This window comes from Pseudoalteromonas sp. SG43-5, from assembly GCF_014164345.1.
Classification (GTDB): domain Bacteria; phylum Pseudomonadota; class Gammaproteobacteria; order Enterobacterales; family Alteromonadaceae; genus Pseudoalteromonas; species Pseudoalteromonas distincta.
Genome location: NZ_JACJFA010000029.1, coordinates 1 through 16,099, shown reverse-complemented (window position 1 = coordinate 16,099; position 16,099 = coordinate 1). Strand labels below are relative to the sequence as shown.

Sequence of the window (16,099 nt, the reverse complement as noted above, 5' to 3'; positions counted from 1 at the left end):
GTAGTCATGGGAACGTTTTCGCACCAATGGTTTAGCAGTATTAATGAGATTGATCAGGCGCAGTGGCAACGTTTATTTGGTGATGAACCATTTACTCAACATGCTTTTTTATATGCCCTTGAACAAAGCCAATGCGTAACACAAAAAAGCGGTTGGCAGCCCCATCACCTCGCTATTTTTGAAGATGATACGCTCATTGCGCTTGCACCTGGGTATTTAAAAAGTCATTCATACGGCGAGTACGTATTTGACTGGGCATGGGCTGAGGCATACGAAAAACACGGTTTAGAATATTATCCCAAGTGGCTATCTGGCATTCCCTTTAGCCCTATTGAAGGCAAGCGTATTGCTATCGAGCACGCGAATCCAAATGCGGTGTATCAGTACATTACAGAGCAACTTAGCATACACAGTGCTGAGCAAAGGTGGTCGGGGTGGCATGTTAATTTTTGCGACCAAGCCCAAGCAACATCATTAACTGAGCAACACGCCATGCTAAGAGTGGGTGTGCAATTTCAGTGGTTTAATAAAGGTTTTGAAACCTTTGACGACTTTTTGCAAATACTTAGCTCACGAAAACGTAAATCACTTAAAAAAGAGCGAGCTAAAATAGCGCAACAAAATATTGATATTGAATGGCTGCAAGGAACGCAAATTACGCCCGAGATAATGCAATTGTTTTGTGAGTTTTATCAGCGTACCTACTTAAAGCGATCTGGTCATTTGGGCTATTTAAATATGGAGTTTTTTACGCTTTTACATGCATTAATGGCTAATAACCTCGTTATTATGCTGGCCAAAAAAGACGACAACGTGATTGCTGCAACACTTAGTTTAGTAGGTGAGAATACACTTTATGGGCGCTACTGGGGAGCAAGTGAGGAAGTAGATTCGCTTCACTTTGAGTTGTGCTATTACCAAGGTATTGAGTTTGCAATAAAGCATAAACTCAGCTGCTTTCATTCGGGAGCACAAGGTGAGCACAAAATAGCACGCGGATTTGAACCCGTACTTACCTACTCTGCTCACCATATTGTTGATGGCGATTTCAGTAATGCAATAAGCGACTACTTAAAGCGTGAACGCGGCCATATTGATATATATAAAGAGCAATGTAGCTCATTACTGCCGTTTAAAAACGAGTAACTGATTATTTGCAGGCATGGCAGTATCGCTAATAAGCGTAAGCCCTGCTTGCTTAGCTAGTTGTTCAACTGCTTCAAAATCTCTTATTCCACTTAACGGATCGCGCTCTGTTAAAAAGGCACTAAAGTCATCATTACTTAGGCTGGTAAATTCACCTTGGTACTTAAATGGTCCGTAAATACACAACATACCGTCGCTATTTAAGTGACGTTTAACACCGTCAAAAAAACGTTCAACTAATTGCCAACTTACAATATGAAATGTGTTTGCAGTATAAATAGCGTCAACCTTATCTACAGGCCATTCATTATTTAAATCAAGCTCAAGTGGTGCATGTAAATTAGTTAAATTAGCTTCGCGGTGCCATAAATTAATCCCTTCGTGGTTTATAGCGCGATCACTTGTATGCCATTGTAAATGTGGTAATTGCTCTGCAAAAAACACACTATGTTGGCCTGTTCCTGATCCGACTTCGAGGACTGTTTTAGTATTTTTTAATACGTCCTTTAATTGCTCTAAAATAGAGGTTTTATTGTTTTCACAGGCTTGTGAAAATGGCTTTGTCATTACTGTGCACCAAAATTGTAGATTAATGCACAACAGTAAAGCAAATTTAGCTTATTTTGTCGTGATGAAAAAAAGCTAATTTTTAAATACTATAACTATCATATGGTTGAGCTGGTTCATTATGGTTGGTACGTAATATGCTTTTATATTGTTAACCCACTAAAGGGTTTAACTTATATTAAATTTCAAAGGATAAAATTATGCATATACCCCCTTATACCGCTGTAGACGCGGCCATTGCTATAACCGAAAAAACCACCGACGATCATAGTTACGCCGTTGATATGAGAGCTACAGTAATCGATTTACTTTCGCACCCTAAACATAATCAACAGGCGATGACCAAACATGAAACAGATCAGATATTTATTCTTGGCTACAATTAATACTCAAATTAGTATCGCAAATAATTTTTATAATAACTGTTTACACTGAAACCGATTAAATGTAATGATAACTATTATCGTTAACTTGAGTCGGTTTTTTTATGTCTTCAAATTATGCCCAGCATCGTTACCATCAAGAACTCTCTTGTCATTGCTTAAGACCTGGCCTGCATGCACCCATGCTCGTTGCCGATTACATAGAAACCGCCCTTAACGTCGCCAAAAAATTTGAGCAACAACATAATCCCTTGCTTCAAGAGTTTTATCTTAGGCGCACACACCATGAAATTATGAACAAAATGTGCGACCCTCTTATACATAATGCTATTCGTAAACAATGTTTAGAGCAGCTATACAAACCATTATTAGCATTAAAACGGTTTTATAAGGTGCATAACAATACTGCACAATTTTTAATACTTGAGCGTGAAGCTCGTATTCTTAGTCACGAATTCAACCCTTTTTAAGGAGCACACTTATGAGCAACTTTAGAACAGAATCAGACAGCATGGGCGAGCTACAAGTACCTACTGATGCGCTCTATCAGGCGCAAACACAACGAGCAGTTAATAACTTTGCTATTAGTGGCTTATCTATGCCAAAGCAATTTATCACTGCACTGGCTTATATAAAACAAGCTGCTGCGCAAAGTAACTGCGAGCTTGGCCATTTAAGTAAAGACAAAGCAAATGCTATTGAGCAAGCTTGTCAAAGTATTATTGATGGCGAGCATGTTGAGCATTTCCCCGTTGATATTTTTCAAACTGGTTCGGGCACAAGCTCAAATATGAATGCCAACGAAGTTATTGCAACGCTTGCTAGCCGATTAGGCAGTGAAAGCATTCACCCTAATGATGATGTAAACATGGGGCAAAGTTCTAACGATGTAGTCCCTACTGCTATCGCACTCAGTAGCGCAATAAATGTAGTGTATGAATTACTTCCTTCGCTTGAAAACTTATCGCAAAGCCTAGAAAAGAAAAAAGCTGAAGTAGGCCATATAGTTAAAACGGGCCGTACGCATTTAATGGATGCAATGCCTGTTACATTTGATCAAACACTAAGTGCATGGCAGTCACAAGTTAACCATGCCGCAGCAGGAATTAGACATAGCTTAGAGCGTGTATGCGAACTGGCACAAGGCGGTACAGCTGTTGGAACAGGAATAAATGCAGACCCTAAGTTTGCAGCCAAATTTGCAGAAAACCTGAGTGCCAATGTAGGCATTAGATTTACGCCTAGTAGTAACTTTTTTTATAACATCGGCTCACAAGACGCCATAGTAGCGCTTTCGGGGCAATTAAAAGTACTCGCTGTAGCACAAATGAAAATAGCGAACGACCTACGCTGGATGAACTCAGGACCACTTGCGGGCTTAGGCGAAATAGAGCTAGAAGCACTTCAACCGGGCTCGTCTATTATGCCTGGCAAGGTAAATCCGGTAATACCAGAAGCCGCAGCCATGGTAAGCGCACAAGTAATCGGTAACGACGCGACCATTACAGTAGCAGGCCAAGCGGGTAATTTTGAGCTAAACGTTATGCTGCCAGTCATTGCGTATAATATTTTGCAAAGCATAGAATTACTTGCCAATAGCGCACAAGCATTGGGCGATAAAGCCATTGCCAGCTTTAAAGTAAATAAGCCTAATATAGATAAAGCACTCGCTAAAAATCCAATTTTAGTGACTGCGCTCAATCCGGTGATCGGTTATGAAAAAGCAGCAAAAATAGCAAAGCAGGCTTATAAGGAAGCCCGCCCTATTATTGATGTAGCCGAACAAGAAACCGATTTACCACGCAGTGAACTCGAAAAGCTACTTAATCCCACCAAACTAACGCAGGGTGGACTTTAATAAACGATATTTTTCACGGCTTTAATTACTTGATAATATAGTTTTTATTGCCGTAAAAAATGCACCGTGTATGATAGTGATGAATATTTCATCACTATCAAGGTTTGTTATGCGTACCCCATTGTTAGCCATACTTTTACCACTTTGTTTAACTGCATGCTTAGATAAAACGCCAACTGAAACGCAGCAAGTAACAATAACCTCAGAAGCTGAAGCACCAAAGCAAGAGCTACAAAAGCTAAAAGAAAACACTCAATTACAAGAAAATACTAAAAAGAACGTAGTTGCTGAAAAAATACCAAAAGCTGATTTAAAAAACGTTTCAATAGACGATATAAAAACAGCTAAAGCCGAATTAAATACGCTAATTACAGATAAGCAATGTGATACCAGCACTCAATGCAGAATAAGTGCAGTAGGCAGTCGCGCGTGTGGCGGGCCAAGTAGCTTTGTTGTGTATTCAACAAAATCAGCGTCTGAAAAACAAGTAGCAGCCCTTAGCGACAAAATTACTAAGCTTGAAAGTAGTTATAATTCACAAAAAGGGATGATGAGCATTTGTCAGCATTTAACAACGCCAAGCACGCAGTGTGTTGAAAATAAATGTGTTAAACTTGAAGGTTCAGCGGTAAGTGCATTTTAAGGATAACGTTATGAGTTGTTTACCATCGGCAATTAAACTATCAATTTTAAGCATTGCTAGCAGCATTTTACTACTAAGTGGTTGTGCTAGTACTGTGACGTCAAATGAGCAAAGTAAAAACTTATCTGACTTAAACTATGATCTGAATAACATGGTGAGTAATAACAGCTGCACTGCAAGCTTTCAGTGCAAAGTACTTGAAGTGGGCGCCCGCGCATGCGGCGGACCGAGTAAGTATGCTGTTTATTCAACGCTGAACACATCTCAAGAAGAAGCAGAACAGCTTGCTCAACAAATAACAAAACAAGAAAAAATACAAAATAAAGCACAAGGCTTAACCGATTGTTCACCAGTACTTGAAGTGCAATCGCTGTGTATTAATCACCAATGCCAGTCGTTTGATATAAAATAAAAACGGTCGCGTATAAGCTAATTTCAGCGTTAACCTAAATACGGAATTAACGCTGAAATTACAACAACCAGCACTACGCAAATACCCGCTTTTATAATGTACTTCATGGGCATTGTTTTAAGCACCCAATATGCATAAATAAAGCGTACAAAATAACTCGCCGCAGTACCAAACAACGCAAAAATAAGTAGATAAGCAATTAGAGTAATATTCATAATAATCTAGTGCAACTACTTAGTTTTTTTAGTGTGAGCAATTAGTAAGTCAGCTACTTGTTGTTTTACGGCTCGCTTATCATCACTTGGGACATCAAAGCGACTGGCTAGTTGCGCAATCTCATCATCATTTAAATTAAACGATAAACGTTGACGCGTTTTTTTAGACTTTACATCTAAGCCAAGTATTTTACGGATCATATCTGACGGCGTTAACTCTTGGTCAATAGCTTGCTTTTTTATCAGCTTTTGAACTTCACTGCTTAGATCAAATGCCATTTGTGTGGCACGTACAGCTTGTTCCTGACGCAACCACTTGTCTTTAGCATCACTCACTTAGCATCTCCGGGAAACAAGTCTACAATATCAGACATTGGACGCATGAGCGTTAGCGATACTTCGGTTTCGCCGCCATCCCAAATTTCGATATTTAAACCAAAGCCTTCATTATCTGATGCTAAACAAATCATTTCGCATGGTTCACCACCTTCTTGCTCATAGCGAGGCAATGTTTGGTTGCGGTAATCTTTATTATGGAAATAACACACATAAGGCGACTCGCTTTGTTGATAACTTTTAGCTAAAAACTGCATAAAGCGCTCTGGTGTATTTTGCACTGTAATGTGGGTTAACGACTCTTCATCAAAAATACGCGCAAACTCATCAAGGCCAAATATCTCTTCAACTTCGTTGCGCTGAATTTTAATAGAAAAGTTAGCCCACTCTTCGCCGTCATCTTGCTCAATTTGTAAAAATACAACTTGGCCGCTATTTGTCTCAAGTACAAATTCAGTATCGCTGCTGTGCTGATATTGGTAAGTCTGAATATCAGTAACACGTAGCGTTTCACCTTTTAACCATGCCGGATAAGCAAATGAGTCGATAACGCTAAACATGTCGCCTTTTTTTAGCTCGCTCGGATGATTAAGCTGACGCTCTGGCTCTTTTTTAGATTTGAAAAAATTAAACATAGGAAGGCTGCCTTCTAAGCAAAAAAGGTAACTGAGCAAAACTCGGTTACCTTTTTAAAGTATAAACGTAATGGTTAGCTATTTTGCTTCGCTTTGATGCGAGCTAAAATATCAGCACTTTTTGGACTTGTGTCGCCAATGCCTGCTTCAGCCATTTTTGCTTTTAAGTCATCGCCATTTACATCTGACTCAAGTTGCTTTGCAGCACCTAGCTGGTCGCTACGATCTTGTTGACGCTGTTTAATACGTTCAAGCGATTGACGAGCCGATGTCATAGACGAGCTGTTTGTATTAAGCGTGCTGTTAACAGCCATTGTTGCTTGCTGTACGCTTTCAGTGGTTTTAACCATTGTAAGCTGGCGTTGATTCTCTTTAATCGATTTTTCAGCATCTTTAACTTGCTGCTTAAGCGCAACAATATGGTTACTAAAGCCAGATAATACTTGCTCGTTTTCGGCTTTTTCAGCTTCAAAGTCACCAATTTTTTCTGCAATTTCTAATGCTAACGCTTCGTTGCCCTTTTCAAGAGCTTGGCCTGCATACGCTTCGTGTTCCGCGATTGATGCATCTACAGCGCTAATTTTACGCTTAGTTTGCATTTCTTTAGCCATTACTTCTGTAAGGCTTTTTTTAGCGCGGTGAAGTGCATTTTGCGCGTCTGCAATTTCTTGCTCAAAAATACGGATGCCATTTTTGTCTACAATTGCTTCGCCTGCTTCACGAGCGCCGCCACGTACTGCTGTAAATAATTTTTTTAAAATACTCATAATCTTAACTCCACTAACTGGCTATTAATCGTTTAAATACAAGGTCACGGCTTCTAGTGCATCTATAGCGTTATCGGCTAATGTCACTAGTTCGTGGGTAACGTCATCTAATGATGAATTTACCGACAGTGCACCAAAAATCGCGTATTTGTTATCGATTTTAGCAAATGCACTCAGTGGAATTGGCACGTTTAAACGTAGTAATGTTTCGTTTAACTCGTTGCGTAATTCACTCTTAACTTCATCTTCGTCAAACAAGTAGCTAATACATAACAACTGCTCTTGCGTTTGTGTAACAAAAATTGGAAGTTCATCATTTCCATCAACAATGACTTGTAAAACATCTTGCTCGCCAGGGTTGGCAATCAAGAAAGACTCAAAGTTAGCGCCTTCAGTTTCAAAAGAAGCTAATTTTATTGAAAGTTCATTTAATTCCATGTCTCTGCCTTTTGTCGTTTGACATATTATGTCTGAGTTAAGATTCTCACGGCCGACATATTATGTCAACCATGTTTTGTTAGTTTTTATACAATTCGCTTTCTATTTGCCATGCAGTTCGGTAGTAATCATACAACTGACCAGATCCTAACCTATTGACCTCAATACTTTTAACTTGTTCAAAGTAGTGGTTAGGAAATACAAAGCTTGCCAATAAATATTCTTTACTAATCCACCTTGATGGCACAGGCATAGCCGTCGCATCATTAATACGGCCACTGGCCGACTGACCCATTTTAGTGGCTATAGTCCAGCCCCACTGCCCAAACGAAGGTATGTTTTGCTGATACTGCTCAACATAGGCAAACCCTGCGGCTTTAACTGTTTTAGCAATGCTTAAAAACGCTTTTTTAGCGTGGTAAGGTGAAGTTGATTGAACCGCCATTGCGCCATCGGGTGCTAATAACTGACGTACATGATTATAAAAGTAGTCACTGTACATTTTATTTAGATCAGGGTGATTTGGGTCCGGTAAATCAATTAAGATAGTGTCGAACTGCTTAGATTGATCAAGCAGCTTTTCAACTTCTAAAAATGCATCACCCACAATTATGTTGGCTCGCGAGTCTTGCATCGATTTATTGTTTAGCTGTAGTAATCGCTTATTGATGTGCTCTGGGGGCGTAAAGTCACCGTCTTTATGACCAAATAAATTGAGAAGCTGCGCGTCTAAATCTATTAGCATTACTTCGCTTACAGGCCATTTTAAAACATCTCTAAGTGCAAGCCCGTCACCACCACCAATTATTAATACACGGTCGTGTCTGTTAGAGGCAAGCATTGCAGGGTAAACCAGCATTGAATGATATATTTGTTCATCAATACTTGAGAACTGCAAACGCCCATTTAAATATAAATCGGTGATTGGCTGAGGTTGGTTTTTGCTTAACCTTTCGGTTAAAACTACGTGCTGGTATTTGGTTGCTTGCGAATAAATTACTTTATCTTTGTATAAAACATTACTTAGATTGTTCATCCAGCTACTGCCAAATACTAAAATAAAGCCAAACAATGCCAGCAGTACTATATGGCAAACTAAAAGTGCCTTAGCAAAGCGTACATGGGCATGGTAACGCCATAAAAAAGCGAGTCCTGCGATGATATTAAATAACGCCGTCCACGCCGCAGCTTGCATTATAGGCATTGAGAGCATGATACTTACCCAAATGGCGGCACCAATACCAGCACCAATATAATCGGCACCATAAATAGTCCCTGCGTTGTTTTCTAAAAAACGACCATAAACGTGCTGACGAATGCGCGCTATAAGCGGTATTTCCATACCAATAAATAAGCCCAGTATTAAACCAAAAACATAAGGTAGAAAACGTGACCACTCTTGTAGCTTTTGAAATACGTAACCATTAAGTACAACATCTGTGGGTAAATTAAAAATGCTCGAAAATAAATGAGGAAGAGAATAACTTACAGCTATTACACCCGCTATCGCTAAAATGCAGCCCATGCCAACCAAAGCAATAATGCTTTCTAGCCAAGCAAAAGCGGTAAATGCATCTTTAAACCAACGCGCTAAAAAAGCGCCTAAGCCCATTGCTACAATCATAGTACCGATCATGGCGTAAATAGCGCTTTCTACTGAGCCAAGTACACGGCCCGCATAATGAGACAGTAAGTATTCATAAATAAGGCCGCACCCAGCAAGCACGGCCATAACAGTAATTAGTAATATATCGTGCCCAAGTAAGCGAGACTTACTTGGGGGAGTGTTGGTTGATGACACTGATTATGCGCCTAGTAAGGTTGCCATAGTGATACCTACAGCAAATGATACTGCTGCAGAAATAGCTGCTACACCTACATTTTTTTGACGATTAACTTCATCGGAAATATCGCAACCAGATAAAATTATTTTAATTGTCACTAAGTGCAAAATAATAAATGCGACAAGGCTCACAACAGCGCTAATAGCCCAGTATAGTAAACTCGCATTAATGTTATCAGCAGCGTATGGCGCAACCCCCGTTGCAGCTGTAATAGCTAATGCACTACCTATTAAAAATCCAGCGTAACGAATACCCACAGCTAAGTTACCATCAACAATTGCTTGTTGTAGGCAGTCGCCACTTTTGTTTGTACGCTTAAATAACTGCACTCGGTACTGGCTAACAAGTAGTAATACAACACTACCTATAATAAAGGCAGCAATTACAATTGGAAGACCATGCCAGCCATCAGTAGCCACCCATAAAAGTGCTGAGCGAATAACTATTGCAACGCTAACAACATGACCAAAATCAATTATTGAAGCTGTAACGTTACCTTTAACTATTTCGTCGTGCAGGCTTACTTTACGAAGCGCTACTTTATCTTGAAAAAAGTGACCCAACTTAATAAGTACAATTGCTAATGCGCCGTAAGCTAACATTTGCAGTGCTTCTTGTTGCAATGTTGCAGCAAAAGCACCACTACTTACACCTGTTAATACAATCGCCAGTGCCACTAAACCAGCGGCAAAGCTAATACCAAAAGCAAAGTTATCACGCTCTGTTATTTCATCATTTGCGTGTAAGTTTGAAACCCAACCTTTTATATATTTAAGGCTTACAAATAATAAAACAATAATTGCAAAATCAATCGCCAATGCTTGTAGCGACCACATAGTTATTCCATTAAATTCATACATATTATTCTAACTCCAACTTTATTCTTTTACTTACCACGGCTCACGCCACGAGAGGTTCTGCTACCGCTATCACGCACCGATCCTGAGCTATTGCTATAACTGCTCGAACGAGAATAACTACTGCGGCTTTTTGGTGGCGTATAACTACTACGGCTTAAACCGGATGCACCTGTTTTTTTACTCGCATAAGGGCTTGTAAACTGCTTACCTTGGCGTTGGTATGTTTGGCGCGTGCGTGTTTCTAGCGCGCTTTGGGTTTTAATTTGTTTAGGGCTTGAATAACGCGAACGGCCATAGTCATTGTAATAACTATACTTTCGGCGCTTGCTCCAACTACCATACTCAACACGGTCAAATACATCGCCTAAAATACGGTACATGCCGTACCATTGCCAAAAGCTAATACCATTACTATTTGTTTGCCAGTTACCATAGTTAGGGTTACCTACCATTTGGTTACCAACACCCTCACCTTCAGCTTGCTTACTAATTGCGCCTACACGCGCTAAAGTGCCTTTGGACATATCAGCTAGCATATTAATAGGATCGGTCAACGCATCAGAAAATAGCGTAGGTTTAGACGCATCACGCAACAAATCAATGCTATGCAATGTATCTTCGTAAGGAGGAATTAAGTAAGTTCCTTTAATATCTTTAAGTCGCTGTGTTAAACCACTATAAAGTGCACCTTGGCGCGTTGCATCAAGGGTAATTACATCAACAACTTTTGTAAGCTCTGGTTGTTGTTTTTTAAGGAGCTCGCCATATCCTTTAAGTAATACAGCATTGCGCACATTCCCATTATCAAGCGCAGTACCAAGCTGTGACAGCTCTGTATCTGCTTTTTTAATAGACTCTTGAATTGTTTGTTGCAGCTGCTCTTCTTTAGATTGACAACCCATAAGCACTGCGAACAAACAAAACAGGCTTATAAGTTTCCAAGCTTTAATATTCGACATTCATGTCACCTGATTTACTAAATTAACTTAGGTAGTTTTACACAGGTCACTTATTAAACCAAGAATGAAATTGCAACAAAGTAAGTCAGTACAAAATTAAATAAACAGCTATATTTAGTATATGAATTTAAAAGCATTCTCAATGTTAAGCTTTTAGTGCTACAAAGGGCGTAGTCAGTAACTTTTTTGTAATTATGGATTGCCTGATTACACAATAATAACTAAAACATAATTAAATGATGGTTAAGGGTTAGATTTGATGCTTCATAGTATTCGATATAAATTTATTATAATAACAACGGTTTTAATTATATTTAGCGCAAATTTAGTTTTTTTCCTCGCGATTAATGAACACGAAGATTTATATCGTCAATCTGTTAAACAAAACTTAGATGCAATGTCTTCAAATATTTCCGATAGCTTATTACGTGTTATGTCTGAGCAAGTTGATTTATTCTCTATAACCACCGAATTGCTCGGTTTTGATCGATATGAACACATTAAGTTTGTTAATGTATTTGACGCTGACTGGCAATTAATCCAATCGTATGTCCACCCTAACTATTTAGAGCTTGAGAGCTTTAAGCCTGAACTTATAAGTATTCAACCAAAAAATTTACCTTATGCGGTTACAATAACCAATGAAGGACTAGTGGCCTTAAAGGCAATTGGGGAGGAGCAGTTTCCTATTGGATATTTGCTCATTGTGCAAGACTTTAAAAAGCCACTGAATGAAAGTAAAATTAGCCTTTTTTATAGTGCAGCTCCATTTGTTGTTTTAATTATTGCACTCACCATTATTATTTCATTTTGGATATATCAGCGTTTATTAAGCCCACTTTTAGCGCTCTCGAAGTTCACACAGAAAGTTGAAAAATCAACAAATTATAAGCTTCAATACCAAGTCACTGGTCATGATGAAGTATCTCAACTTGGTAACGACATTAATGCATTACTACAAACAATTGACTCCCAAGTTCAAACCAATCATAAACATACCGCACAACTTTTAGTACAAACGCATTCAATGGAGCGCCTCGCCAACTACGATATATTAACAGGTTTACCTAATCGCATGTTTTTTATGGACCTACTCAAACTCGAGCTGGCTAGTAGTAAAAGTAACGATCAAGACGTTGCGATTATGTTCTTTGATGTTGATAGTTTTAAAGGCGTTAACGACACCCTAGGCCATGAAACCGGAGATATGCTTTTACAAGCTGTGGCTAAAAAAGTGAAAAGTTATCTGCGTAGTAACGACATAATTGCACGCTTAGGCGGTGATGAGTTTTTAATTATGCTACCTAATATCACTGAGCAATCTATTGTTATAGATATTGCCGAAAGTATCATTGAGGGTATGAAAGAGCCATTCACTATAAATGAGTGGGACGTACCAGCGGGTATTAGTATTGGTATTGCAAGTGCCAAAGAAGCTGGATTTGGTATAAATACATTTATCAGTAATGCCGATATTGCAATGTACACATCAAAAGAAAAAGGCAAAGGCGCATATACAATATTCCACCATAAAATGCTTGAAGATAACAAACGAAAAGCGCAAGTCGCTAACTTAATATCTCACGCAATAGCGCAAAATGAATTTGAGTTATTTTATCAGCTTAAAATGTCGAATACAGGCGAAGCTCAAGGCTTAGAAGCCTTAATAAGATGGCAAAGCAAAGAGCTAGGCTTTGTTTCTCCTGGTGAGTTTATACCTATAGCGGAACAAGCAGGTAAAATAAAAGCGATTACCCAATGGGTGATCACACAAGTATTTAAAGATGTGCAAATGCTAAAACAACTTATGGGGAATAATGTACTCGTCTCAATGAATCTTTCAAGCCATGACTTAAAAGATCATAACTTCATTCATACTGTAAAAAGTAAACTACTTGAACATAGCGTCGATATTTCAAATGTTCAGTTTGAAATAACAGAATCAAGCTATTTAGAAAATTTTGAAAACGCGAATCAATTTTTTAATCAAGTTAAAGTTATGGGAGGCTCAATTGCATTAGATGACTTTGGCACAGGTTACTCTTCATTGAGTTACCTTACTAAAATTGAAATTGATACATTAAAAATAGATCGAATGTTTGTAAATCAATATGCAAGCTCAGCAAAAGACACTGCAGTATTACAAGCAATACTCGATTTAGGCCAACGCCTTGGTTTAAAAATATGTAGCGAAGGAATTGAAACAACCGACCAAGCTAACTACCTAGTATCAAATGGTAGTGATGAAATGCAGGGCTATTACTTTGCAAAACCAGTGTGCATTGCACAACTACCACACGCAATTGAACGAGCGAAAATATTATTTAAAGAACTAACAATAACTTCAAAATAACTCAGTGCAATTGATTTTTTACTAAGCAAACGGCTTACTTTTAATTTAGTGCAATTATGGTGAGCTCTTTAGGTATAGTAATTCCTGCTGGAAGGTAAGCTACTGAGTCTTCAACGGTTAGTAAGTACTCTATAACCTCTTCTGTAGACTCAAATTCGACAGGGGGCTTGCTGCGCCCCGTGAATCGCATTTGGGCCCAATAAGCTTGTATTCTAGATTCAGTAAGACCTACCATCCTAGTGTTAAAATTTATTCTAAGCGGATTGCCGACAAATAGGTTAACTGCTTTAAATTGTCTGCTCATAGCTCCGCCCATATAAATATGGCGAATTTGTTGCTTACTAAAAGATAAGTTTTTATCTGTGGTATTTACTATAATAATGACGTTCGAGGGGTTTGTATTTTCTGCATAAACTGAAATGCTAAAACCAAATAGGCTACTAGCGACTACAAAGAGCATCATTATTTTTTTAATGTTATTAATAGGTTTAAAAAATATCATTAAAACACCCAATCCAAACCAATAAGATAAAGATTAGTTTTTTTATCAAAATCAGAGTCATCAGGAGTAACGAAAAACGAGTCTTTTACATCGTCACCTTCTAGGGTTGAAAACTCAGCTTTTAAGGCAAGGTTTGGCAGCACATCCCAGCGTACACCAACCGTCCAACTCTTAATTGAATCAGGCGTAGATTCATCAAAAATACGATTGTACCCATATGCAAGTTGATCTAAGTCGCTATTAATACCTAACGGAATTTCATTTTCAGCAGAACGAGTTTCTACGTCGCTATCTGCAAATGTTAAGTGGTATGTAAAAGGAGCATGATTAACACCGGCAGTTAAATAATAGCTTTGAATTATAGGCACTATCCCCAAATCAGTTTTAATGCGGACCCATTCACCTCTAAAAAAATAATCTAAATTGTCGTAAATTACGCCAAATTGATTTGCATGTGCTCTACCTTTTGTTTTTACCGAGCTGGCGCTTTTTGTAAAATTAAGGCTATTAAGCACATTTTCTAGCTGTCTTATCTCATTAATATCAAGCTTGATATTCCCATTATAACGGGAAACTCTAAATTCTAAGTTTTCAATATTAATCTTACCAATGAACCCTAAAAGATTATCAACTTCAAAGCCCGTTCTTAAGGCGCCAATCCCTATATCACCCGACTCTTCACCATAGTAACCTTCAAAGCTCAAATCAAAGTTTTCTGCACCAAATTTATAAACAGCATCTATGCCATTAAACGTTTTAAATAAATAAGTATCATAAACTTGTTGAGGTGGATTGATCCATGGGTACGCAAAACCAACATCCGAAAAGTCACTCATGGTAAAAAAAGGTGTGCGTAACTTTCCGAGTTTTATTTGAATATTATCTGTCGGTCTATATGTTAAATATAACCACTCTAACCCTGAGTTATCGGAAGCTGTTGTGTTATTGCTTCTTAACAAAAATTGAGCTGTTGCAGACCACTTATCATCAAACTGATACTCGCCTTGGAATCCAATTAAACTAGATGGAGAAAATTTAAGACTGTCTTCATATCCCTTATATTCGACATTTTTTTCGTCTAAGTAGCCACCAATAACTCGAGCATAACCAGAAAATTCAAACTCATTAGAAAAAGCAGAAAAATGAGTAAGCATAGTGGTAAAAAGTAAGCACCAAGATATTTTATATCGCATCAGAGAAAATTAAATCCTTTGTTGAATTATGCAAAATACAGTGAAGATTAATTATGCTAACGATGAAATAACTCACCTGTTCGGATAATCAATTATTTAATTATTTTAAGTAGCGCATTTTACCGCTATCTAAGCTTAGCTAGCAAAGTCATAACTAGGATTAATCATTATAGTCAATGAATTACATGTTGGAACAATATATGTGTTCTATAAAAACATTAAGCATCTAGGTAATACTATTTACATGGAAAAGCACCTCACCCCTCTTGAATATTACTGAGATAGAGCTTAATTATACTTATATAGATACTTATCAACTAAGTAGGAGATAAAACAGATTCTTAATTCATGTCGTTCACTAGGATTGAGTGTTTAATGTGGGTGTTTGATAAAGTGTAATTGATTTAATTATAATCCGATATATGAAAAACCCACCCAAACTTTACTTTTTTGCAGACGTAAAAAAGCCCGAATCGTTAAATCCCGGCTTTCTACAATGTGAAGCCTCCGTAATGTCACGATACCTACAGCGGTGGAGAGTCACGTAGCAAATGCTACTGTATTGGCCGACTGAGATATTGAGGGGTTTTGTTGTGATTTTAACGGCGGGAGTCGCTATGCTCGCCCGACCTACGTGATAGGTGTTGATGTGAAAGTGTGTTAATTCGCACATTTCATTTTCTGCAGACGTAAAAAAACCGACTATTTCTAGTCATGCTCTCTACAATTTTAAGCCTTGTGATGTCGTAGTGCCCACAGCGGTGGAGAGTCACAGTGAAATGCTACACTCTCTTTGTGTCTTGAGTCGCTGTGCTCGCCCGACCTACGTGATAGGTGTTGATGTGAGTGTGTTAATTGCGCGTATTTTACTTTTCTGCAGACGTAAAAAAGCCCGAATCGTTAGATTCGGGCTTTCTACAATTTGAAGCCTGGTAATGTCCTACTTTCACATAGCAAATGCTACACTATCATCGGCGCTGTTTCGTTT

General features: G+C 38.4%; 18 protein-coding genes. 7 read left to right on the top strand and 11 right to left on the bottom strand.

Annotated features, from left to right (window positions below; genetic code table 11):
- Positions 1 to 6: 6 nt before the first annotated feature.
- Positions 7 to 1,146 (top strand): GNAT family N-acetyltransferase, encoded by a 1,140-nt coding sequence (locus H5161_RS18865; protein ID WP_182734583.1) that lies wholly within the window; start codon positions 7 to 9, stop codon positions 1,144 to 1,146.
- On the opposite strand, the gene H5161_RS18860 is transcribed toward H5161_RS18865, so the two are convergent.
- Positions 1,123 to 1,713, bottom strand: a complete 591-nt coding sequence (locus tag H5161_RS18860; protein WP_182769861.1) for a DUF938 domain-containing protein — start codon at positions 1,711 to 1,713, stop codon at positions 1,123 to 1,125. The two genes, H5161_RS18865 and H5161_RS18860, sit on opposite strands and share 24 nt — an antisense overlap.
- A gap of 200 nt (positions 1,714 to 1,913) precedes the next feature.
- Between H5161_RS18860 and H5161_RS18855 the strand changes: the two genes are divergently transcribed.
- The 5 genes from H5161_RS18855 to H5161_RS18835 all read left to right on the top strand — a co-directional run bounded on the left by H5161_RS18855 (position 1,914) and on the right by H5161_RS18835 (position 5,009).
- Complete coding sequence (locus H5161_RS18855) at positions 1,914 to 2,099, top strand: hypothetical protein (protein WP_010554833.1); 186 nt, start codon at positions 1,914 to 1,916, stop codon at positions 2,097 to 2,099.
- 101 nt (positions 2,100 to 2,200) lie between these two features.
- Complete coding sequence (locus H5161_RS18850) at positions 2,201 to 2,566, top strand: hypothetical protein (protein WP_223231703.1); 366 nt, start codon at positions 2,201 to 2,203, stop codon at positions 2,564 to 2,566.
- A gap of 11 nt (positions 2,567 to 2,577) precedes the next feature.
- Positions 2,578 to 3,954 (top strand): aspartate ammonia-lyase, encoded by a 1,377-nt coding sequence (locus H5161_RS18845; protein WP_154903812.1) that lies wholly within the window; start codon positions 2,578 to 2,580, stop codon positions 3,952 to 3,954.
- 109 nt (positions 3,955 to 4,063) lie between these two features.
- Positions 4,064 to 4,597, top strand: a complete 534-nt coding sequence (locus tag H5161_RS18840; RefSeq protein WP_182696302.1) for a hypothetical protein — start codon at positions 4,064 to 4,066, stop codon at positions 4,595 to 4,597.
- A 10-nt stretch (positions 4,598 to 4,607) separates the two neighbouring features.
- Positions 4,608 to 5,009, top strand: coding sequence for a hypothetical protein (locus H5161_RS18835; protein ID WP_024597425.1), 402 nt, complete (start codon positions 4,608 to 4,610; stop codon positions 5,007 to 5,009).
- Positions 5,010 to 5,038: 29 nt separating this feature from the next.
- Here H5161_RS18835 and H5161_RS18830 read toward each other — a convergent pair whose 3' ends face one another.
- The 8 genes from H5161_RS18830 to H5161_RS18795 form a co-directional block, all read right to left on the bottom strand.
- Positions 5,039 to 5,224, bottom strand: coding sequence for a hypothetical protein (locus H5161_RS18830; protein ID WP_024597424.1), 186 nt, complete (start codon positions 5,222 to 5,224; stop codon positions 5,039 to 5,041).
- A gap of 15 nt (positions 5,225 to 5,239) precedes the next feature.
- Entirely contained in the window at positions 5,240 to 5,560 is a 321-nt protein-coding gene (locus H5161_RS18825) for a hypothetical protein (RefSeq protein WP_024597423.1), read from the bottom strand.
- Positions 5,557 to 6,195 (bottom strand): DUF4178 domain-containing protein, encoded by a 639-nt coding sequence (locus tag H5161_RS18820; protein ID WP_024597422.1) that lies wholly within the window; start codon positions 6,193 to 6,195, stop codon positions 5,557 to 5,559. The genes H5161_RS18825 and H5161_RS18820 overlap by 4 nt, the downstream gene beginning before the upstream one ends.
- 74 nt (positions 6,196 to 6,269) lie before the next feature.
- Complete coding sequence (locus tag H5161_RS18815) at positions 6,270 to 6,962, bottom strand: PspA/IM30 family protein (protein ID WP_004335088.1); 693 nt, start codon at positions 6,960 to 6,962, stop codon at positions 6,270 to 6,272.
- Positions 6,963 to 6,986: 24 nt separating this feature from the next.
- Entirely contained in the window at positions 6,987 to 7,400 is a 414-nt protein-coding gene (locus tag H5161_RS18810) for a YjfI family protein (RefSeq protein ID WP_004335098.1), read from the bottom strand.
- Between the two features lie 79 nt (positions 7,401 to 7,479).
- Positions 7,480 to 9,201 carry a polyamine aminopropyltransferase gene (locus H5161_RS18805; RefSeq protein ID WP_182769860.1) on the bottom strand — a complete coding sequence of 574 codons (1,722 nt, stop codon included), beginning with the start codon at positions 9,199 to 9,201 and terminating at the stop codon, positions 7,480 to 7,482.
- Positions 9,202 to 9,204: 3 nt separating this feature from the next.
- The gene (locus H5161_RS18800; protein WP_024597420.1) at positions 9,205 to 10,104 is read right to left on the bottom strand and encodes a DUF350 domain-containing protein; all 900 of its coding nucleotides are present in this window, start codon (positions 10,102 to 10,104) and stop codon (positions 9,205 to 9,207) included.
- 26 nt (positions 10,105 to 10,130) lie between these two features.
- Positions 10,131 to 11,063 (bottom strand): CHAD domain-containing protein, encoded by a 933-nt coding sequence (locus tag H5161_RS18795; RefSeq protein ID WP_182696304.1) that lies wholly within the window; start codon positions 11,061 to 11,063, stop codon positions 10,131 to 10,133.
- Positions 11,064 to 11,322: 259 nt separating this feature from the next.
- On the opposite strand from H5161_RS18795, the gene H5161_RS18790 reads away from it, so the two are divergent.
- Positions 11,323 to 13,416 carry an EAL domain-containing protein gene (locus H5161_RS18790; RefSeq protein WP_182769859.1) on the top strand — a complete coding sequence of 698 codons (2,094 nt, stop codon included), beginning with the start codon at positions 11,323 to 11,325 and terminating at the stop codon, positions 13,414 to 13,416.
- A gap of 40 nt (positions 13,417 to 13,456) precedes the next feature.
- Here the strand turns inward: H5161_RS18790 and H5161_RS18785 are convergent, their stop codons facing one another.
- Together H5161_RS18785 and H5161_RS18780 are read right to left on the bottom strand one after the other, a co-directional pair.
- Positions 13,457 to 13,918, bottom strand: a complete 462-nt coding sequence (locus H5161_RS18785; RefSeq protein WP_182769858.1) for a hypothetical protein — start codon at positions 13,916 to 13,918, stop codon at positions 13,457 to 13,459.
- Positions 13,918 to 15,111 (bottom strand): porin, encoded by a 1,194-nt coding sequence (locus tag H5161_RS18780; protein ID WP_182769857.1) that lies wholly within the window; start codon positions 15,109 to 15,111, stop codon positions 13,918 to 13,920. Before H5161_RS18780 ends, H5161_RS18785 begins: the two co-directional genes overlap by 1 nt.
- Positions 15,112 to 16,099 lie beyond the last annotated feature (988 nt).